Annotated in this window: 19 protein-coding genes; 8 read left to right on the forward strand and 11 right to left on the reverse strand. The window is 41.0% G+C overall.

Going from position 1 to position 19,250, the window contains the following annotated elements; translation table 11 throughout:
* Positions 1 to 25: 25 nt before the first annotated feature.
* Together ACE1TH_RS11455 and ACE1TH_RS11460 are read left to right on the forward strand one after the other, a co-directional pair.
* Positions 26 to 334, forward strand: a complete 309-nt coding sequence (locus ACE1TH_RS11455; RefSeq protein ID WP_255224606.1) for a hypothetical protein — start codon at positions 26 to 28, stop codon at positions 332 to 334.
* 23 nt (positions 335 to 357) lie between these two features.
* Positions 358 to 1,317, forward strand: a complete 960-nt coding sequence (locus tag ACE1TH_RS11460; RefSeq protein ID WP_375079028.1) for an arsenic resistance protein — start codon at positions 358 to 360, stop codon at positions 1,315 to 1,317.
* A 205-nt stretch (positions 1,318 to 1,522) separates the two neighbouring features.
* Here the strand turns inward: ACE1TH_RS11460 and ACE1TH_RS11465 are convergent, their stop codons facing one another.
* Positions 1,523 to 2,110 carry a GNAT family N-acetyltransferase gene (locus ACE1TH_RS11465; protein WP_375079029.1) on the reverse strand — a complete coding sequence of 196 codons (588 nt, stop codon included), beginning with the start codon at positions 2,108 to 2,110 and terminating at the stop codon, positions 1,523 to 1,525.
* A gap of 193 nt (positions 2,111 to 2,303) precedes the next feature.
* Here ACE1TH_RS11465 and ACE1TH_RS11470 point away from each other — a divergent pair, with 193 nt between their 5' ends.
* Entirely contained in the window at positions 2,304 to 2,612 is a 309-nt protein-coding gene (locus ACE1TH_RS11470; protein ID WP_375079030.1) for a hypothetical protein, read from the forward strand.
* A gap of 388 nt (positions 2,613 to 3,000) precedes the next feature.
* On the forward strand, positions 3,001 to 3,750 hold the full coding sequence (locus tag ACE1TH_RS11475; protein ID WP_375079031.1) for an SDR family NAD(P)-dependent oxidoreductase: 750 nt from the start codon (positions 3,001 to 3,003) through the stop codon (positions 3,748 to 3,750).
* 29 nt (positions 3,751 to 3,779) lie between these two features.
* On the opposite strand, the gene ACE1TH_RS11480 is transcribed toward ACE1TH_RS11475, so the two are convergent.
* The 3 genes from ACE1TH_RS11480 to ACE1TH_RS11490 are packed head-to-tail and all read right to left on the reverse strand — an operon-like array spanning position 3,780 to position 6,857.
* Positions 3,780 to 4,616 (reverse strand): carbohydrate ABC transporter permease, encoded by an 837-nt coding sequence (locus ACE1TH_RS11480; RefSeq protein ID WP_099302658.1) that lies wholly within the window; start codon positions 4,614 to 4,616, stop codon positions 3,780 to 3,782.
* Between the two features lie 13 nt (positions 4,617 to 4,629).
* A complete protein-coding gene (locus ACE1TH_RS11485; RefSeq protein ID WP_375079032.1) occupies positions 4,630 to 5,556 on the reverse strand; it encodes a carbohydrate ABC transporter permease in 927 nt (308 codons plus the stop codon).
* 11 nt (positions 5,557 to 5,567) lie between these two features.
* Positions 5,568 to 6,857: an ABC transporter substrate-binding protein gene (locus tag ACE1TH_RS11490; protein ID WP_375079033.1), complete on the reverse strand. Its 1,290-nt coding sequence runs from the start codon at positions 6,855 to 6,857 to the stop codon at positions 5,568 to 5,570.
* A 469-nt stretch (positions 6,858 to 7,326) separates the two neighbouring features.
* Here ACE1TH_RS11490 and ACE1TH_RS11495 point away from each other — a divergent pair, with 469 nt between their 5' ends.
* Together ACE1TH_RS11495 and ACE1TH_RS11500 are read left to right on the forward strand one after the other, a co-directional pair.
* Positions 7,327 to 8,373 carry a zinc-binding alcohol dehydrogenase family protein gene (locus ACE1TH_RS11495; RefSeq protein WP_375079285.1) on the forward strand — a complete coding sequence of 349 codons (1,047 nt, stop codon included), beginning with the start codon at positions 7,327 to 7,329 and terminating at the stop codon, positions 8,371 to 8,373.
* The gene (locus ACE1TH_RS11500; protein WP_375079034.1) at positions 8,336 to 9,529 is read left to right on the forward strand and encodes an NAD(P)-dependent oxidoreductase; all 1,194 of its coding nucleotides are present in this window, start codon (positions 8,336 to 8,338) and stop codon (positions 9,527 to 9,529) included. Before ACE1TH_RS11495 ends, ACE1TH_RS11500 begins: the two co-directional genes overlap by 38 nt.
* A 43-nt stretch (positions 9,530 to 9,572) precedes the next feature.
* Here ACE1TH_RS11500 and ACE1TH_RS11505 read toward each other — a convergent pair whose 3' ends face one another.
* Positions 9,573 to 9,932, reverse strand: coding sequence for a LytR/AlgR family response regulator transcription factor (locus ACE1TH_RS11505; protein WP_099302665.1), 360 nt, complete (start codon positions 9,930 to 9,932; stop codon positions 9,573 to 9,575).
* A gap of 15 nt (positions 9,933 to 9,947) precedes the next feature.
* Positions 9,948 to 10,421, reverse strand: a complete 474-nt coding sequence (locus ACE1TH_RS11510) for a GNAT family N-acetyltransferase (protein WP_375079035.1) — start codon at positions 10,419 to 10,421, stop codon at positions 9,948 to 9,950.
* Positions 10,422 to 10,828: 407 nt separating this feature from the next.
* Here ACE1TH_RS11510 and ACE1TH_RS11515 point away from each other — a divergent pair, with 407 nt between their 5' ends.
* The gene (locus ACE1TH_RS11515) at positions 10,829 to 13,864 is read left to right on the forward strand and encodes a type 2 lanthipeptide synthetase LanM family protein (RefSeq protein ID WP_375079036.1); all 3,036 of its coding nucleotides are present in this window, start codon (positions 10,829 to 10,831) and stop codon (positions 13,862 to 13,864) included.
* A 178-nt stretch (positions 13,865 to 14,042) separates the two neighbouring features.
* Positions 14,043 to 14,393 (forward strand): nuclear transport factor 2 family protein, encoded by a 351-nt coding sequence (locus ACE1TH_RS11520; RefSeq protein ID WP_375079037.1) that lies wholly within the window; start codon positions 14,043 to 14,045, stop codon positions 14,391 to 14,393.
* On the opposite strand, the gene ACE1TH_RS11525 is transcribed toward ACE1TH_RS11520, so the two are convergent.
* From ACE1TH_RS11525 to ACE1TH_RS11545, 5 genes are all read right to left on the reverse strand, one after another.
* Positions 14,380 to 14,922 (reverse strand): VanZ family protein, encoded by a 543-nt coding sequence (locus ACE1TH_RS11525; protein WP_375079038.1) that lies wholly within the window; start codon positions 14,920 to 14,922, stop codon positions 14,380 to 14,382. The two genes, ACE1TH_RS11520 and ACE1TH_RS11525, sit on opposite strands and share 14 nt — an antisense overlap.
* 115 nt (positions 14,923 to 15,037) lie before the next feature.
* Positions 15,038 to 15,514 (reverse strand): nucleoside deaminase, encoded by a 477-nt coding sequence (locus ACE1TH_RS11530; RefSeq protein ID WP_375079039.1) that lies wholly within the window; start codon positions 15,512 to 15,514, stop codon positions 15,038 to 15,040.
* The gene (locus ACE1TH_RS11535; RefSeq protein ID WP_375079040.1) at positions 15,511 to 16,731 is read right to left on the reverse strand and encodes an amidohydrolase; all 1,221 of its coding nucleotides are present in this window, start codon (positions 16,729 to 16,731) and stop codon (positions 15,511 to 15,513) included. The genes ACE1TH_RS11530 and ACE1TH_RS11535 overlap by 4 nt, the downstream gene beginning before the upstream one ends.
* A 133-nt stretch (positions 16,732 to 16,864) precedes the next feature.
* A complete protein-coding gene (locus ACE1TH_RS11540; RefSeq protein WP_375079041.1) occupies positions 16,865 to 17,761 on the reverse strand; it encodes a macrolide 2'-phosphotransferase in 897 nt (298 codons plus the stop codon).
* Positions 17,758 to 19,233: an Msr family ABC-F type ribosomal protection protein gene (locus ACE1TH_RS11545; RefSeq protein WP_375079042.1), complete on the reverse strand. Its 1,476-nt coding sequence runs from the start codon at positions 19,231 to 19,233 to the stop codon at positions 17,758 to 17,760. The genes ACE1TH_RS11540 and ACE1TH_RS11545 overlap by 4 nt, the downstream gene beginning before the upstream one ends.
* Positions 19,234 to 19,250: the final 17 nt, after the last annotated feature.

Genomic DNA, 19,250 nt, shown 5'->3' on the forward strand with positions numbered 1-19,250 from the left:
AAACTAGGATGAAGGGGGAGTCTATATGTCTACTTTTTTGTTTTTACTCGTTATTGGACTTTCTACTAGTCTACTTTCTTATTTTCATTACAAAAACAAAGAAAAAACCGATAAAGGCTTTATTGTAAACTACTATCACTTGTCTTATCGAAGACGTTTTTTGCGTGATCTTACCTTTACGCTTCCACTTTATATTGTTATCATTATCTTCACTTTTTTTCGGACGGACTGGTCTTTTCTAACATATTTCCTTGTTTGCATTGGCCTCGGGTTGCTTCTCTTCGGGAGCACCTCTTTTAACTACTATAAATGGAAGCAAACTGAACAAGATTGATATGAATGCAAGGAGATTTCCGAATGAATCTTTACGATAAAATTCAACCTTTACTTATCTTAATTGCAGCAGGAATAGGGCTAATCCTCGGGCAACTTCCACCTGTTGGTGACTATGCGGAATTAGCCATTTTTCCATTTTTGTTTCTTATGCTTTATGGGATCTTTTTATCTATACCGTTTAAGGGATTAACCCAAGCCTATCAACATAAAACCTTCTTCATTACGTCTGTTGTCATTAATTTTATTTGGACACCCCTCCTTGCCTGGGGATTAGGCGCACTTTTTTTAGCTGACCATCCTGCTCTTTGGCTTGGTTTCATTCTATTACTCGTGACGCCTTGTACAGATTGGTATTTGATTTTCACTTCTATCGCCAAAGGGAACATTTCCTTATCTACATCGATCTTACCGATCAATCTTATTCTACAAGTTTGTCTTTTACCGGTTTATCTCCTTATTTTTGCTGGATCCATGGCTTCCATTCAGGTGGACACACTTATTGAAAGCATTGTCGGGATGTTTATACTGCCTTTTCTTTTTGCAGCAGCGACTCGTTATTGTTTAAAGAATCATCCGCAGCTTTTAACTCAAAAAGTCGTTCCATTTTTTTCTTCTATGCAACTGGTTTTCCTATGTTTCGCAATTGTTTCACTATTTGCGTCACAAGGCTCTTTATTAATTATGCATCTGGACGTATTATGGCTCATGCTCATCCCTTTGCTTTTGTTTTTCGCCATAAACTTTATTGTAGGCCAATCGCTTTCTCAGTTTGCTCAATTTTCCTACGAAACTAAAGTAAGTTTGACCATGACCATTATTGCTAGAAATTCACCCATAGCTTTGGCGATTGTTTTGACAGCCTTTCCTGAGCAACCGCTTATCGCCTTAGCTTTGATCATTGGACCATTAATTGAACTCCCAGTTCTCGCCTTTGTCTCTTTTCTTTTATTAAAAAGGAAACCAACAAAAGTCGGACACTAAAAGTCGCAAAAAATATGTTAAAAGATATGAAACTTTCAGTATATATTGACGAACCAAGTTGTTACAAGTAAACTTACAAGCGTAAGATGATCGTCACTGCTACCCTCATGGGTGGTACATATTCCTAGTAATTGGTTAATAGGAAGAATCCCCCTTAGTTCTTCCGATCCCCCTCGCTTGAAGCGAAGGGGATTTTGTTTATCTATTAGCGTAACGTTTTCACATAACACATGCACTCGTGCACGCGCTTGAACGCTTTTAAGCGAGGATCCGCTCGATCTCCTATAAAATGAGCAAATCCTTGTATCGGATGAAAGTCCGGTTCAACACCTGTAAACACTGTTGAAAGCTCTTCTCTTCCTTCAAGAAACACATGCATATATGAATCAACTTTGGTGAATCCATTACGCACATACCATTTGTTCACCCACTCATCATCCCTTGTCCAAGCTTCTAAATAATCTAGTCCTTTTTCTCTACAATGCCTCTCTGCTGCATGCAACAAGTTCGTTCCCGCCCCTAATTGTCTAAAATCAGGGTGAACGGCTATATGCCAAATCATTCCTCCTAGTCCTTCCCCTTTTGAACAAACTGTCCCTTCTTCCAATTCATGCTCAATATCGATTAATCCAATAACGGTTTCATCCTGTTCTGCAATTAGCTCAACGGATGGATGTTGATATGTATCTTTTTCTTTTAAAACATTATCAAAGTAAGCCGTATCTAAAAAAGACAAGACTCTACAACGAACCCAACCGACTTCATCCTTTTGTTCGTAGACTCGTATGTTCATGTTTTTCTCCTTTCGTTTATGCTCCCCAACAACCTTTCTTCACGTGAACCAAAAGTTCCTTGTTTCAATGTGGACAAACCAATTAGAACAATTGCCTTTTTTCTATTTATTGGAATAAATGTTTATACATCATCAAATGGTTTACGTAGTATACCTTGTCAGCTGACAAAAAAATGATGAAGGAGAAGATCAAATGGCAATTACACTTCCAGTTTCAGGCGTTGGTACCGTAACCATTCTTTTAACGGAAGGAGAAGTTCTAACGTTTAATTGTCCAAATTCATTCAATCCTCCACCTCAACAAACCATTAACGTAGCGCCAGGCACATTATATCGAGTCTCTTGTGGGCCTGCAGGAACATTAGGTGGAGCGAGCGTCACTTATATACCGAATTTTAATGAAATTGATTTTATCGAGTTGTTTGCACTCATTCAAGGACTCCCTGTTGATGCTCGTCAGGGCGCACTTGTGAACACCTTTATCGCAACCAGTAATGCTTAATAAAAAGAGTAGGGCTTTCCCTACTCTTTTTTCCCTACTATTGCGTAAAGAGACTCTTTTTCGGAGATGTCTGAAGAAACAGCCCTGCGACAAGCCATTCAAGATCATGGTACTCCTCGGCAAGTGGGAAATCAACTAGCTTAGTATGCAAATGGATATCGGCCTTACCGCTTTCTTATTAATTTACTACGTTACACCACTAACATAGTAAGATAGGTTAGTATTTGCTTTTGTTTTTGCTTACTATCCTTTATGTTACTAAGCTACATGAAAGTGCCTACTTGTTTTTAATGACACAATGCGTAAACTTATCTTAAACAAAAAACGCTTTAATAAATCGTTTTGTTTTAACTCATACTATAGTAAGTCAGTTTAAGGAGGAACGCACATGGAGTTTGAAGGACAAGCAATCATTGTAACAGGTGGAGCAAGTGGAATTGGTAAAGAAACCGTTAAACAACTTGTGGAGCGTGGCGCTGCAGTTGTCATTGCTGATTTTAATAGTGAAGCAGCAGAAGCTACTGCAAAAGAAATTAATCGTGAGGATAAAGTTGCTACATACAAAGTTGATGTGTCAAACAATGAAGAAGTGAAGCAACTGATTAATTGGACCGTTGATCGTTTTGGTACGTTAAACGGCATTTTCAACAACGCGGGAATCGGCCTTGTTAAACCTTTACTTGAGTTAGACCCTGAGTCTTATCATAAGGTTATTGCGGTTGATCAACATAGTGTTTATTACGGCATTCACTATGCTGCGAAAAAAATGGTTGAGCTTGGGGTCAAAGGAACGATCGTGAACACAGCATCAATTTATGGTTCGATTGCTGCTTTAGGAAGTTTTAATTATAATGCCGCTAAAGCCGCTGTTGTGATGATGACAAAATCAGCAGCTCTAGAGCTTTCAGACTACGGCATTCGATCCGTTGGTGTGGCGCCAGGATTCATTGACACACCGATTCTTGGTGATTCTGAAGAAACCAAACAAGCACTTGCGCAACAGCACATGCGGAAACAGCTTATTAAGCCAGAGCAAGTCGCCAATGTCGTGACGTTCTTATTTACAGAAGCGGCAAATGCCGTGAACGGTCAAACCATTCCTGTTGACGATGGTTTCTTAAGCTTCAAGACAAAATAAAGCAAAGGCTGTCACTTGACAGCCTTTTTTTATCCTTTAATGCCTGTAAAGGTAATCCCACGAATAAATGTTTTTTGCATGAAAAAGAAAAGAATAATAATGGGGAGCGTCATCATTGTTGAGACCGCCATCATCAAGTGCCACTGTGAACCTTGTTGGTTTTGGAACTGCTGTAACCCTAAAGATAGCGTATAGGACGCTTCTTCTGTTAAATAAATAAGCGGTCCGAGAAAATCCGTCCAAGCCGCCATAAACTGAAACAGTGCAATTGCCAATATTGCCGGCTTCGCTAGTGGAAACATAATCTGCCAATAGATTCGCCACTCGCTTGCACCATCAATTTTTGCCGCCTCTCGTAATGTATCCGGTAAACCTTTAAAAAACTGACGTAACAAGAAAATTGAGAATGGAACCCCAAAGAACGCCGGCACAATAAGCGGTAAATTCGTCCCTACCCAACCAAACTGATTAAACAATAAGAACAATGGAATCATCGTCACTTGGGCGGGAATCATCATAACGGCAATCGTAATCGCAAACATTGTATTTCGTCCACGCCATCTTAACTTTGCAAAGCTGTACGCAACAATCGGACATGAAATTACAACACCGAGGGTACTTAACCCTGTAATAACGGCCGTATTGTACGTATACGTCCAGAACGGAATATACTGGGTTGCTTCGATATAGTTTTCCCACTGAAATGGACGCGGAATAAACTCTGGCGGAAAACTAAACACTTGCGTAATCGGCTTAAACGACGTCGATACCATCCATATAAAAGGAACGAGGAAGATGATTGACGCGATGACTAACACCGTATGCGCATATACTTTTCTAAGTCGTTTCTTTACCGTTGCATCCACTTCTCATCCCTCCTCAATCTCCTTGGTAGTGAACCCATTTTTTTGAACTCCAAAAGACAATACTTGTTAGCACCACAATAATAAGGAATAAAATCCAAGCCATTGCTGACGCATACCCCATACGGAAGTAGCTAAATGCATTGTCGTATAAATACATGACGTAAAACGTTAAGGAATCAGCCGGAGTACCCGTTCCATTTGTCATTGCGTAAGGCAATGTGAACTGTTGAAACGCGCCAATGAAACCCATCACTAAGTTAAAGAAAATAACTGGTGTTAAAAGAGGCAGCGTAATTTTGAATGTTTTCTGTAAAAATGTCGCGCCATCGACTTCAGCCGCTTCATAATACTCTTGAGAAATATCACTCAAACCAGCTAAATAAATAATAACCGCTTGCCCAATTCCCCAAAGCGACATCAAGATAAGCGCAGGTTTTGACCAAAACGTACTTCCTAGCCATGGTGGGCCTTGAATGCCGACAAAATCGAGCATCGCATTCACCAAACCAAATTGAGGATTTAACAGCCAGACCCACAAGATCGCTAATGCCACGTGAGGCACAAGGGTTGGTAAAAAGAAGATCGTTCGATAAACCGCCATTCCTTTCACCTTCATATTAAGCACCATTGCCAAAGCCACCCCAAAAATAATGCTTAAGGGGACAAAAAAGACGGCAAAGTAGACCGTGTTGTAAATCGATATCCAAAATAAATCATCTTGAAGAAGTTCACGATAATTTGCTAATCCGATAAATTCACCACTTTGTAAAATGCTGAAATCCGTAAAACTATAGTAAATGGATGACAGTAACGGATACGCAAAGAACAGCAATAAACCGATGACCCACGGCATGGCAAACAGCCAGCCTGTTAGATTTTCATTTGATCGTCGTTTACTCGCTCGTATTTGCGGCGCTTTCGTTGTTTCAAGCTTCGCCATATCTTTCCCTCCTACTCCTCAGCCTCTGCCTGTTCTACTCGATCGGCTACTCGTTCAAGTAATTCTTGTGGTTCGCCTCTGCCATGAATGGCATATTCCACTGCTCGATCGAGCTCATTCCATAACAACTGACCACTTGGGATCGGTGGGCGCGCATTTGAATTCGGTAAAATATCAATAAATTCAGTCATTATCGGATCGTCTGCATACAAATCTGCATTCACTTGATCAAGCACAGACATTTGATTATTCATTTCACTGTACGTCATCTGCCCATCATAGCTTCCAAAATACTTCATAAACTCCCATGCTTCCTCTGCATTATGGGCGCCTTTTGGAATAATAAGCGAAGTTCCCCCAGACCACGTCGCAAAATTGTCGCCAGTTGGTGTCGGTACAGGTGTTACCCCATAATTCATGTCTGGATTGTATTGTTGAATCGTCGAAATAGAGAACGGCCCATCGACTTTCATACTATAAATGCCTTGGATAAACGGGTCCATTTCGTTGCTTCCTTGCGCTGTATCGAAACTCGTTACGGTGGCAGCATCGTATTCATCTGCAATGGACACAAGCCATTCCAGTGCTTTCACATTTTGCGGATGATCAATTGTTAATGTATTGCTTTCCGAATCATAAAAGTCGCCGCCAAACGACCATGCCCAAGTATATAGCCAACCTTGCGCTGTCCAAGGAACCATTCCCAGCTCCGTCACCCGCCCATCTTCAATCGTTGATAAACGCTCAATCGCATCTTCTAATTCCTCAATCGTTTCAGGTGGATCTTCAGGATCAAGACCAACCTCTGTAAACCGATCTTTGTTGTAAAACAGTAACCGTGAATCAGTTGTAATCGGCATCGCATAAATCTCTTCTTCGTAGGTTGTCTCGTCTACGGCATAGTCATAGTACATGCCCATATCATATTGCTCTTCTTCAATAAAAGGAGTGAGTGATTCTAACGAATTTTCAGCAGCATACTGTGCTACTTTAAACCGATCAAAATGAGCAAGATCTGGTGGATTCCCTCCTGCTATAGCCGTCAATAACCGCTGATCATCCCCTTCAGTTGAGGCACTATAAATTTCTTGCACAAATATCTCTTCTTGACTGGCATTAAAATCAGCAACGACTTGTCGAATCGCGTCAAGCCCTCTTCCCGTATGATTATGCCAATAAGTGACCGTTGTTCGACCTTCAACGGTTATCGTTTCTTCAATTGCATCTGATTCTTCTGCTGAACATCCAGCTAAAACCGCCAGAACCATTACGCTTACAACCGACCATTTCATCGCTTTCATATTGTGCACCTCCTCCAGTTTTCAAAGTAAGCGTTTTCAATTGATTACTCAATAGGTTACCATGCACAAGAAAAGGATTATACGCTAAAAATGCCAAATTATTTAGATTATTTGTCATCCGTGGAGAAGACCATTCGAAAGTCATAGTTTCACATTTTCCTTCGTTCTCTATCTTCTGTCCCTTCTAAACCCCCTACAAAAGTCACAGTTTGTGCCTACCTTTCATCAACTGCTACGTAAGGATTCCGAACATGCTTATTAGGGCTTGTTTTATGTATATAACGTTAAAAACTGAACCTTTTATACCATGTCATGTCCATCAGCAAAACACACAGCGCTACCTTGTATCCCTTGTTTAATAAGGATTTCCACCTTTTAAACACTTCTTTTATGACAGAAGTCCTTTCCGTTTGCACTTTATTCCAAAGGGAAAGCAACTAACACAAATACAAAAGGAGTGTTTCATATGATGAGAACCGTTGGATTTTACAAAAATTTACCCATTGAAAACAAGGAGAGTCTAATTGACTTAGAACGGGAAAAGCCGATTGCAACAGGTACAGACTTACTTATAGAAATCAAAGCAATCTCAGTCAATCCAGTCGATACGAAAATTCGCCAAAACAATGAGCCTCAAGGGCACGAGCCCATTATTGCTGGATGGGACGCTTCTGGTATTGTGGTTGGTACGGGTGAAGATTGTACTTCGTTTTCTGTAGGAGATGAGGTCTATTATGCTGGAACGGTTTCACGAGACGGTACCAACAGTGCTTACCATCTTGTAGAAGAAGCCCTTGTCGGGAGAAAACCATCAAGTCTTACCTTTGCTGAAGCAGCTGCACTTCCTTTAACGACGATTACTGCGTGGGAAAGCCTGTTTGATCGCATGAAATGGTCAACCGATAAGGAAGAAAATAAAGGAAAGAGCATCTTAATTATTGGAGCAGCTGGTGGTGTAGGTTCTATTGCTACACAGCTCGCACACTGGGCTGGTTTAACAGTAGTGGGTACAGCTTCAAGAGAAGAATCAAAGGATTGGGCCCTATCCTTAGGCGCTGATCAGATCATTGACCCGCACACATCTTTTCTAGACCAAATGGATGCTCCCGTTGACAGCATCTTTTGCTGTAACAATACCGATGAACATTGGGACAACATGATTGAAGCTGTCGCACCGCAAGGTCATATCGTAACCATTGTCGAGCCACACCAAAAGACAGATTTAAACAGTTTAAAAAGCAAAAGTTTGACTGTTTCGTTTGAATTTATGTTTACGCGCTCGCTTCATCAAACCGCCGACCGCTACAAACAGCAGCAGCTATTAAATCAAGTGAGTCAATTAATTGATAATGGCGTTATTCAATCAACTATGCGAGAAACCTTGTCGCCTATTAACGCCCACACCTTACGAAAAGCACACACAATGATTGAGCGCGGAAAAACGATTGGAAAAGTTGTGGTAGAAGGATTTGAATTAGATGATGAAGGTAGTGTTACACATGACGGACAAAAATAAAGCAAAGCCAGATGATCTGTTTTTTTCGAATGTCATTCAGCACCTTTCACCACAATCGACGAAACTCGTTGTAGTTTTGCACGCCGTACCAGGGGTTGAGATTTTCGTTGATTACCTTCATCGGGTGCTTCCAATTGCTCTGCTATTACCAAAACAAAGTTCGATGGACCAAAACGTTGTTGATCAATTGACCCAATCGTTTCCTGTGCTTCACTACTCAAGAAACGACATTAATGAGCATCCAGACTCCCTACTCATTGACATCCAGTCACATGTTAAGGAAAGCAACTTTGCCATTATAGACGTTGGGGGTTATTTTGCACCTTTGCTCAATAAATTAGCGCACACCTTTCAAGATCAACTCTTAGGTATTGTCGAGAATACGGAAAATGGCCATCAAAAATACGAAAGCCAGATTACGTCCGAAACGAATAAACCGACCTTTCCAATTATCTCGGTTGCCAGAAGTCCGTTGAAAAGCCCTGAAGATTATATGGTTGGACAAGCGATCGTCTTCTCAGCAGAAGCTGTGCTCCGTGACTATTTTAGCGATATCTTAACAGGCAAGCACGCGTTAGTTTTAGGCTACGGCAAAATCGGTCAAAGTATCGCCGAAGGGCTTCGCAAAAAAGTTCGGAAAGTGACTGTATATGATCAAAATCCTTCTCAACAAATGCTTGCCCTCTCTCACAACTTTGCATCTGGGCAAAGGGATGTTTTGCTTAGTGAAGCAGACTTACTATTTTGTGCTACTGGGAATCAATCCATTTCCACAAATGACCTTGATCTCATGAAACATAAAGCGCAATTATTTCTCGCTACTTCCGCCGATGATGAGGTCGAAAACTATGACCACTTTTTGAAACACGGTTATAAAGACCCTCATCACGAACACGTTTGGGTCATGCGGAACCCTTCGACGACGAAGCATATCTATCTATGTAATGATGGAAAATCCATCAATTTTCTACATGGAGGCATAGTCGGACCCTTTATTCGAACCGTACAAGCAGAGCTTCTATGTGCAGCTGTGTCCTTACATGACACGCAACCGAATGGACTTATACAATCTCTTAGCACTTCAAAAAGACAGGATATTGCCGAAGCGTGGCTCAGATACTATCTTTCTTCCCCCAAAAACATCCCAGTCGAATAAAAAAAAAAATGTTGTTTTGCTTAGAGCAAAACAACATTTTCTATTAGTTCATATTCATTCGCTCTAATAATGTTTGATAGCCACTATGACTCACTTGCAAAATGTCTTTTAAAGCTTTTAAATACAGCAAGTGTATATTCGTCGATGCTTCAACCCGTAAAATTTCAAACACATTTACGATGTAACTGCGATGAACTCTAACAAACAATTGCTCGTCTAGCTTTTGTTCTAATCGTTTTAAGCTATCACGAATGCGGATCTCTTTTAAAACGTCTCGCTCTCGATACTTGATGACGACTTCTTTACCTTGAGATTCTAGGAAGATAATACTCGATTGATTAATAAATTGTAAGCCGTAGTTATACCTTACGCAAAGAAACAGACCTTCCGTATTTCCCTTCATCTAGTTCTCCTCCGCTCATGTCAATGCTAACAACCATTCCTCTTCAACAATTTGTAATGGTCCAACTGTTTTTGTATTGGTTCCTTGAAAAGTAAACCCTGAGTGTGCGTACCGGTTTCGTGCCGGCACTGCATTCGGTTCCACATACAGCACGATCTCTTGATAGCAACGTTGCTGGCAAAATGAAATGGCTGTTTGCATTAAGCTCTCTCCAAAACCTTTACCACGGTACGCGTTCTCTATATAGAACGAGTGTAAAATAGCCTGCTTTTCGTTCTTCTCTAAAATAGCAATTGATCCTACAACTTCTTCATTTTGTTCGAGCACCCAAGCCGCATCTCGATCATTTTCTCTATTTTTTAATACGTCCATTGTTTTCACAACAATCGCTTGAATGTCGGAATTTTCTTTTTCTGTTGTAGTGTGAAATAGTGCGATATTCACATCAGCGAGATAAGCATACTCAGCAAGTTTAATTGTTCGTATCACTTTTTATTCCCCCTAACTAGTTGGTTCCATTGTATCGCCATAATTATCTCTATAACGGTTCTTTTCCTGTAAGGGGAAGCCACTTGCGTTACAGGTCTTTTTTCTTGTTAGACAGGCAAAAATTCTTTATTTACGACAGGATTTGTGGGAATGATACCGAGAAAAAGACTGTTCACGACAGCAATCTTTAATTTTTTTAACAGTACGATAAACTTAAAGGAACCTAACGGAGAGGAGGTTTTAGAATGAATAAAGAAGCACTAGAAGCGATCAATGTACATTCTGAAGATTTCTCAAGTTTAGAAGAGAAAACGGAAGGCCCCGTTTTATCTCTGCTCACACAATGCTAAGGATCAATTAGTCAGAGGCGTGCAAACACGCCTCTGTTTTTATAAGGAGATGGTAGAATGCCGCGAGCTCTTGAACGGGATCGGATAAATAAATTACTTCAATTAGATGAATGGAAAAAAGCTGTTTATCTGGAAGAAACGATTCACCATAACACCGTGCCTAAAACCATGTCTCAAGAAAATGCCTCTGCATGGGCAGACTCAAGCAAAGTGGACTTATCTACTTTAAAGAAACGACTATCATTAGCAAATCGCTCATTTATCGATTTAGAAAATTTCCCTTTTGATAGACTAGATACTTCTATTGAACAATTCTCTTGGTTCAAAACTCTTCAAATCATTTTCCAGACAGATGCAGATCGACCCTTTTTATCGATACATGTCGATGCGTTCGAGCCTTTTTTTCAACCATTCCAATCCTTCGCCCTTCATCAATTAACGAGTCAACATTCCAATGTATCTTCTTCATTTTCACAACAATTCTCAGACGAATTATGCACACGATTGTTTCAATTGTCCGTCCAAACCCTTGTGTATGAAGTCGTTAAAAATCGTATAAATGGAACCCTTCAAGGCGAAACACCAGAAGAGCGCTATCATGATTTTCTCGCTTACACTCTCACAGAGAAGCAGGATATTCTCTCATTCTTAACATCATACCCTGTATTGGCTCGACTATTATGCGAGGAAACGACTACCTTTATAGAAGGAACATCGTTGCTTTTATCTCGACTTCAACAAGATCAATCTCTGCTTTTCACACATTTTTCTATAGAAGAAATAGGCGTCAAATCCATTGAATACTTAGGTGACCCTCATAAAGACGGCGAGAGAGCGGCACTAATTCTGTTTAATTCTGGTCAAAAACTTATGTATAAACCACGCTCCCTCGCAATTGATCAGCAGTTTCAATCGGTTTTAACATGGTTCAACGAACATATGACTGCACCGCTTCTTCAGTTAAAAGCCGTCACGACCGTCGATTGCGAGAAATACGGCTGGCAACAATATATTAAGTATGAATCTTGTTTATCCCAAGCCGATCTCCATCATTTTTACAAAAGAGCTGGCTCGCTTTTGTCGCTTATTTATGCACTAAATGGAACCGACTTCCATTACGAAAATGTTCTTGCTGCTGGCGCTCATCCATACCTGATCGACCTTGAAGGACTGTTTTCCCCTCAAATTGACGAACCTATTACCGCGGCAAACAACGTCATGCTCACTTTAAATCAATCTGTACTTGGTAGTAACCTCTTGCCAAATCGCTTTTCCAAAAAAAAGCAAAAGCAACAACTATCCGGAGTGATGCCATCAATTGAAGGAATTAAAAAATCAAGAACTGTTTTAAAACGAGGGCAAACTGATGAAAATTTTCTTACTAAAGAGGTCTACGAAGAGCACGTGTTTAAAAACCTGCCATCCTACAACGGCGCCTATGAACCTGCTCATGCCTATATAGCTGATTTCATAAATGGGTTTACGCATACGTATAATCTATTGCTTCAAAAAAAACACTCCTTTCTACGTGGTCCAATTGCAGGGTTTAAACCATGCTCAAACCGCGTTATTTACCGGAATACAGAAGAGTATCAAGCATTGCGCCTAGCTAGTCGTCACCCGAAATATTTAATGGATGCCATAGATAGACAGCAACTATTTGATCATGTGTGGCGTTTATTCAAACAAGAACCTTCCAAAGCACACTTATTCTTTTCAGAGTCTACCAGTCTTCTAACAAACCATATTCCATTCCTTCAATCTCGTGTTGATGACACCGAACTGCTCGATGCTAATGGAATAATCGTTTTTTCTATGCATCGAAGCGGTCAATCATTAGTCGATATGAAAATCAATCAACTATCTCAACAAGATTTAACCACTCAACTTCATTTCATCCATGACGCACTCACAACGGAAAAAAGACACCCACTTTTGAATGATGTCCGTGCTCCAGATGGGATAAACCAAGCAGTCTTTTCCCCACTGGCACTTGCCCGACAGATCGGAAACTTGCTTATTCAAACGAAAAAAACAGGCATAGGTGGTGATGTAAGCTGGATCGATGCCCGAGAAACGGAAGATGGTTTTCAATTTGACTCAATTCGTCCAACGCTCTACGACGGCCTCATCGGTATCGCTGTATTTTTTTCTTATTTATACAAAGAAACCGGCGAGCAGTCTTATCTCGACATGCTCAACGAGTTAACAGCTACTATCTCTGATCAGATTGATAATGTAACCGATCCGTCTGCATTTTTTGGAAAGACAGGTATACTTTACTTAGCCCTTGTTATTTATCGAAACCAGCAGGACGACGTATTGATTTCGGTCGCTGACGCGTTTCTACAATCTTTTGCTATACAAGAAAGTACATCTCTTGATTATCTGAATGGGCACGCAGGCACCCTCGCTGTGTTAGTGGAATATAACAACGTCACAGGGAGCCAATTAGCTTTAAAACGTGCAAAACAGTTAGGCGATTTTATTTGCGAAGACACATCTACGAGAACAGCTACACTCAGCCTATCAACTGGATTTAGTCACGGAAAAGCAGGCGTAGCTTATGCGCTAAGCAAGCTTTATCGCGTCACAAAAGAACCCAAATATAAAGATATTGCTTATCAATTAATACAAGAGGAAAATTCGCACTACAATCCAGCTGACATGAACTGGGTAAACAGTAAAACACAGCGCTTTGATACTGTCCAATGGTGCCATGGCGCTACAGGAATCGGTCTTGGCAGGCTAAAAATGTATGAACATCTAGAGGATGCTGTATTATTAGAAGACATTCATCATGCCATCGAAAAAACGACAGCTTTTTTTTCGGAAATAAAAAACCATAGCTTATGCCATGGCTTCTTTGGAAACATTGAGTTGCTGCAGAGCTACTACCAACATTTCAATCGAAAAATCGAGGATGACGTCGTACAAGCAATCATGGCAGACGTTTGTGCCGCACCTGAATTTAAACCGGGGCTTCCTTTAAAAACGACACCACCTGGTCTTATGCTTGGCTACGCTGGCTTCGGTTACGGACTTTTACGTATTCATAACCAAGCCATACCGTCAGTATTAATGCTGGAGTAAGTACAGGTCGGTGTGAACACACTGACCTAACCAATGAGGTGAGGACGATTCCTAAACCAATAGAAGTCAGTCAAAATGGCTTCCACAAAACGAATCAGGCATGTTTTCCTAACAAGTACTAAAATGCTTCTATGTTAACAAATGCAAGGAACAAATTGGCGTGAAGGAGTTGTGCATCATGGATCTCACCGCACATATTAAAGCATTAGAAGAGAGTCACCTGCATACATCTATACGCACTTCTGGTGAGGCTCTTGGGCAAGTGTTAGCAGATGATTTTTTCGAATTCGGTAGCTCTGGCAGAATTTTTTCCCGACAAGACTTTAAAGATGGTGCAGGCAACAACCATCTCACGCTTCACGACTGGAACATGCACCAATTAGATAATAAAGCTGTTTTAACAACGTATCGTGTCATCAATCATGATTCCAATAAAGTGACGTTAAGAAGCTCAGTTTGGAAACTAGTTGGGATTGAATGGAAGCTCTTTTTTCATCAAGGAACGATTGTACCAACTACCTCCTCTTAATTAGCTGGTCGATCCACTTTGTGACGTAGTAGCCCAATACACCACCAGCTGTATTCAAAATCAAATCATCGACATCAAAAATTCGGGACATGCTTAAACCGGTTGAACTTAGCACAAGTTGAGAGATTTCAATGAAGAGGCTAGCTAGAAACAATACGAGTGTGGCAATAAGTCCATTTCTCAACTTGAATAGAAGATAGAGAAACATTCCAAACGGCACGAACAATAGTAGGTTATAGAAAGAAAGTTTAATCGCATTGATAAAATAAAACATTCCAATTTCATAGGTTTGATAAATATCAACTAGAAAATAGAGTGGCACGAGCTGAACCTGATGGTAGGAATCCGTCCAAGGAGGAAGCCAAATTTCTCCTAACGTAACGTCTAATAGAGCAAGCAAGTAAACACTAAATCCAACTTGTAGGATGCGTTCCCGTAAACCTCGTTTGTTTCGAACAACATCAACAATAAAAAGAATAAGCAGAACAGGTAGAGCTAAATAGATTAAGGGTAGTGTCGTATGTACCATATACTTCTCCTAAAAATTGAATTTATAAGCTTACTTATCATAGTACTTTTTTCATTCTCTTTCCATAATTAAAAAAGAAAGGTTCCATCGCATAATCGCAATGAAACCTTCTCGTTTACTTTTGATGTTTTTGTTGATGCAGTCGCTTCACTCTCTTCGCTAATTCTTCCACAGGTCCATCGACTTCAATACCTTTTATGACATCTTGAATAGCAAGGGGCATCAAATTGCCTTCACTTAGCCCCATTTCTTGCTTCCATTCTCTTAATTGACTGGAGGAGCTTGCATAGACAATTCGCCCTAACCCGACAAGGCCGTGGGCAGAAGCACACATCGGGCAATGTTCGCCTGATGTATACACGGTTGCTTGCTTTCGTTCTTCAGCACTTAGATGCGCTGCCGCCCATCTTGCAATCGCAAATTCTGGATGCTGGGTTTGATCGCCTCCGGAAACGTGGTTATGATCTTCAAACAAAACGTCGCCACGTGCTGAAACTAATAGGGATCCAAACGGCTCGTCTCCCTTATCTAGAGCTTGTGCAGCTAGTTCCAAACAACGTGTTAGATAGGTTTTATCTTTTCCTGTAATCATGCCTTACCTCCCTTTTCGTGTACAAGGTTTCCTTTAAAAAAACTAGCGTAAATTCCGCTTTGCCGCGCGACAAATTCAGCCGTAGACGAGCTATCTACTAGAATAAAAGAAGCATCCATTCCTGTCTTCAACCAAGAATGATTTCCTTCTAACGGGATCGGTTTTCCGCTGATCAGTTGAAGCGCATTCGTGAGCGATTGTTGAGTCGTTAGGCGAAAGATTTCTGCATAGCGATTAACCTTTTCAACAATACGTCCGGTTCCAAAAGGCGACCAAGAGTCATACACATTGTCGCAACCGATTCGTACATCGACTCCGTAAGAGCGCAGTTCTTCAAGAGGAGGCACGTTTCCGTTAATGGGTACGCTTGAAACGATCGCGATTCCAGTTTCAGCAAGATCCGTGAAAACGCGCTCTCTAACTTCCCCATCAACGTCATTTAAGCCAAACGCATGACTGATGGCCACTCGCTTTTGCCAGCCAGTTTGCTTCGTGTAATCGATCAGTGTTTCAACTGTTTTTCGTCCGTGTTCACCACGATCATGAACATGGATATCAATAGGAACATTAAAAGTTGTCGCTAACTCAAACGTTTGCGCTAACGATTTTTCCACATTCCCATCTAAAGAAGACGGATCAACACCTCCAATGATTTGAACGCCAGATTGCAAAGCCGTCTTTACATCTTCAAACGCATTCGAACGAAGCATCCCATGTTGAGGGAACGCAACAAGTTCATAGTTCAACATTCCTTTATATTCTTGCAAGACATCAAGAACGTCTTCCAAATACCGTTGTCCCACTTCAGGATGGACATCAATGTGCGATCGAAAAAGGGTGACTCCGTTCGCTAATTCAAGGTTAATGAGGTTGCGGGCTCGTTCTTTTAACGATTGCTCTAATGCGTTTAACTCCTTAATTTCATTTGTAAATCGCTCAACAATTGAATGGGCTGGCGTAATTGGTCTCCACGGCACCCCCAATTTACTTTTATCAAGATGGCAGTGCATATCATGAAGTGTCGGTAAAAGCAGCATGCCTTGCCTATCCATGTCTCCATTCCTTAGAGGTTGTTGCTTGGCCGGTTGGAGAATCGTGACAACTCCTTCGTCTACTTTCACGTCCATTAATTCGGTTTTACTACCATATGTAAACCCTTCTTGAGCGACATACCCTGTCTCAATGTTCACATTACGAATCCAAAAATTCTGCTTCAATTTGCTTCACCTCGCTCGCATTGTTTCATCTACTGTATCCTTTTTCTTAATACTCAGTAAATAGAAGTGACTTTATTATAAAAAACGGTACAAGTGCAACGGGATTGCACTTGTGAACCGCTTTTTTCTTTCCTTATTCTTCCACCGCAAGCTGTTGCTTGGCCATCTCGTGCATTTCTTCAAGGCCCGATGAGAGTGCAAATTCTGCAACGAGTATGGGACTCGCGGCGTGAAGCTCGATAATATGCTCCTTCATGCCACTCCACGTCCGACCGCCTGCGTTTTGATAAGCTTGTATTAACTTTTCTAAACCATCTTCACCGAAAATTTGATAATGGGCTGTAAAATCATACGATACATCGCCTACACTTACTTCTGTCCAATCGATCAGCCCTGTTACTTCCGCCTGTTCATTAATGAGGATGTGTCCTGGGTGTAAATCACCATGTCTTACGCCTGTAAAAGCTGGCCACAAGTCATCCTTCTTCAACCAAGTCTGCCAACGTTTCCAAAGCACGGGATTGATTTGAAACTGCTCTTTGACACTATTCATTCGTTCTGCCATTTGCTCACGTATGGCTTCACTCGAAAGCATGTCTACACCTGTTTTGGCTAAATGATCTGTTGAAAGACTGTGCAAGTCTGCCATCACTCGACCTAAAGACTTGTGGTACGCCTCAGGTGCATGATTCTCGTCAAACGTCCAAACATACGCTTGTTTTTCCATATCAATCGTTGCTGTCGGCACACCACTAAGTTGTTTATACGCAATCAAGTCTTCAGAAAAAATTTCCCAATGTGGCACTTGAAAGCGAACCTGATTCCTAATAACTTCAAGCGCAGCTTTTTCACGTCTGCCATGTTTAAGAGAATCGGCCCTTCTTGGAATACGTAAAATCCATTTGTTTCCTGATGCATCTTTTCCGTGAGCAACGCGAAAATCTAGCCCTGATTCATTTATTTTTAACGAGCTCTCTTTTATATCTAATCCATGCTTTTCAGCTAATTGCTTCATTTCGTTTTGATTCATTTTTTTACGTCTCCCTTTAGTCGTAGTTGCTGCTCTTCAATCTGATACACAACGTCCGCTACCTCTTTAATAAATGTCCGATCATGGCTAACAAGAAGAATCGTTCCCTCATACGCATTTATGAAAATTTCCAAAGCGTTCAAGCTGGCAACATCAAGAAAATTGTTGGGTTCATCTAAAAGCAACACGTTGTACGCTCCTAGGAAAAGCTGGCACAACTTTAAGCGAATGGACTCCCCACCGCTTAAATTTTGCACGTTTTTCTTAATTCCATTTCCTACAAAATCCATCGCGTGAAGCACAGCACGTATTTGCCCTTCCGACTTATCACTCACGCTTTTCATAAACTCAATGACTGTCATGCTCTTGTTAAATTGATAGTCGTGCTGCTGATACACGCCAAACACAACGTTTGGCGATAGCATGATCCCTTGTCCTTGATCTTTAATATGCTGTAGCAAACTCGATTTTCCTGATCCATTTGCACCAGTAATCGCAATCGTTTGCCCGAGAGGGAACTGAAAACGAGCTTCTTGTAGCAATGGTTGATTGTCTCTTCTAAGCGTTACGCCATCGCCCATAATTGGGAACTTATTGTGCATTTGTAAATAGGTCGGTTGTTGAAAACGAAGCGGTTTAGCCTTTTCAACAGGACCGACTTCTTCCAAATGTTCAGCTCGTTGCTCGAGCGCTTTTGCGGTCCGTTGCATCGCTTTCTCGCTCGTCCCTTTGGATTTTGTCATGAACATTCGATTTGCTGTTGCGTTCGTATCTTTTTTTGACATTCCTTTATTGGCTTGCGTGATCTTACTAGCCTGCTTCCTTTTCTGTTGTGCAGCATCCATCAGTCGTTCTTTTTCTTTCTTTACCTTTTCGTGTTGTTCTTGTTGCTGCTTCCGCTCCATGTCTTTTTGCATTTTATAATCGGAATAATTCCCATTAAACTCGGTAATTCTCCCGTCATCCACTTCCCATATTTTCGTTACAATTTGATTGAGTACATAACGATCGTGGCTTACAAGAAGGAGGGCACCGTAATAGTACTTGAGTTTTTCAATTAAAAAATCAACCCCTTCCTTATCCAGATGAGTGGTTGGCTCATCAATAAGCAACCCACCATGGTCATAGGTGAATAGTTGAGCAATTTTCAGCCTTGTCTGTTCCCCACCGCTCATATGCGCTATGTCTTGATTCGGTACTTGCCATTGTCCTTCAAGTTTACGCTCCGCTTCAATCTCAGCAGGCGCTTCTTTTTGCTGGAAGTAAGAAAATTTAATTTGACGTCTAACATATCCAGTTTCTCCAACAACAGACCCGTATATAAGTTGGAGAAGCGTACTCTTCCCACTCCCATTCTTACCAACGATACCGATTCGGTCATATTGATGAACCTTCAAATGGTCGATTTTCACGATCGTTTTGTCTAAATAAGAAACCTCTACATCTTGTAACTCCACTACTAACTGTTCCATTTTCACACGTCCTTTTC

The organism is Shouchella sp. JSM 1781072 (assembly GCF_041949915.1).
Lineage (GTDB): Bacteria > Bacillota > Bacilli > Bacillales > Bacillaceae_D > Shouchella.

What these genes read in the sequence shown, in the direction of transcription:
- ACE1TH_RS11530 (WP_375079039.1), bottom strand. Translation starts at nt 15,514, where the DNA reads ATGATTACAGGAAAAGATAAAACCTATCTAACACGTTGTTTGGAACTA.
- ACE1TH_RS11490 (WP_375079033.1), bottom strand. Translation starts at nt 6,857, where the DNA reads ATGAAAGCGATGAAATGGTCGGTTGTAAGCGTAATGGTTCTGGCGGTT.
- ACE1TH_RS11470 (WP_375079030.1), top strand. Translation starts at nt 2,304, where the DNA reads ATGGCAATTACACTTCCAGTTTCAGGCGTTGGTACCGTAACCATTCTT.
- ACE1TH_RS11465 (WP_375079029.1), bottom strand. Translation starts at nt 2,110, where the DNA reads ATGAACATACGAGTCTACGAACAAAAGGATGAAGTCGGTTGGGTTCGT.
- ACE1TH_RS11520 (WP_375079037.1), top strand. Translation starts at nt 14,043, where the DNA reads ATGGATCTCACCGCACATATTAAAGCATTAGAAGAGAGTCACCTGCAT.
- ACE1TH_RS11500 (WP_375079034.1), top strand. Translation starts at nt 8,336, where the DNA reads ATGATGAAGGTAGTGTTACACATGACGGACAAAAATAAAGCAAAGCCA.
- ACE1TH_RS11460 (WP_375079028.1), top strand. Translation starts at nt 358, where the DNA reads ATGAATCTTTACGATAAAATTCAACCTTTACTTATCTTAATTGCAGCA.
- ACE1TH_RS11485 (WP_375079032.1), bottom strand. Translation starts at nt 5,556, where the DNA reads ATGGCGAAGCTTGAAACAACGAAAGCGCCGCAAATACGAGCGAGTAAA.
- ACE1TH_RS11525 (WP_375079038.1), bottom strand. Translation starts at nt 14,922, where the DNA reads ATGGTACATACGACACTACCCTTAATCTATTTAGCTCTACCTGTTCTG.
- ACE1TH_RS11455 (WP_255224606.1), top strand. Translation starts at nt 26, where the DNA reads ATGTCTACTTTTTTGTTTTTACTCGTTATTGGACTTTCTACTAGTCTA.
- ACE1TH_RS11475 (WP_375079031.1), top strand. Translation starts at nt 3,001, where the DNA reads ATGGAGTTTGAAGGACAAGCAATCATTGTAACAGGTGGAGCAAGTGGA.
- ACE1TH_RS11545 (WP_375079042.1), bottom strand. Translation starts at nt 19,233, where the DNA reads ATGGAACAGTTAGTAGTGGAGTTACAAGATGTAGAGGTTTCTTATTTA.
- ACE1TH_RS11495 (WP_375079285.1), top strand. Translation starts at nt 7,327, where the DNA reads ATGAGAACCGTTGGATTTTACAAAAATTTACCCATTGAAAACAAGGAG.
- ACE1TH_RS11505 (WP_099302665.1), bottom strand. Translation starts at nt 9,932, where the DNA reads ATGAAGGGAAATACGGAAGGTCTGTTTCTTTGCGTAAGGTATAACTAC.
- ACE1TH_RS11515 (WP_375079036.1), top strand. Translation starts at nt 10,829, where the DNA reads ATGCCGCGAGCTCTTGAACGGGATCGGATAAATAAATTACTTCAATTA.
- ACE1TH_RS11540 (WP_375079041.1), bottom strand. Translation starts at nt 17,761, where the DNA reads ATGAATCAAAACGAAATGAAGCAATTAGCTGAAAAGCATGGATTAGAT.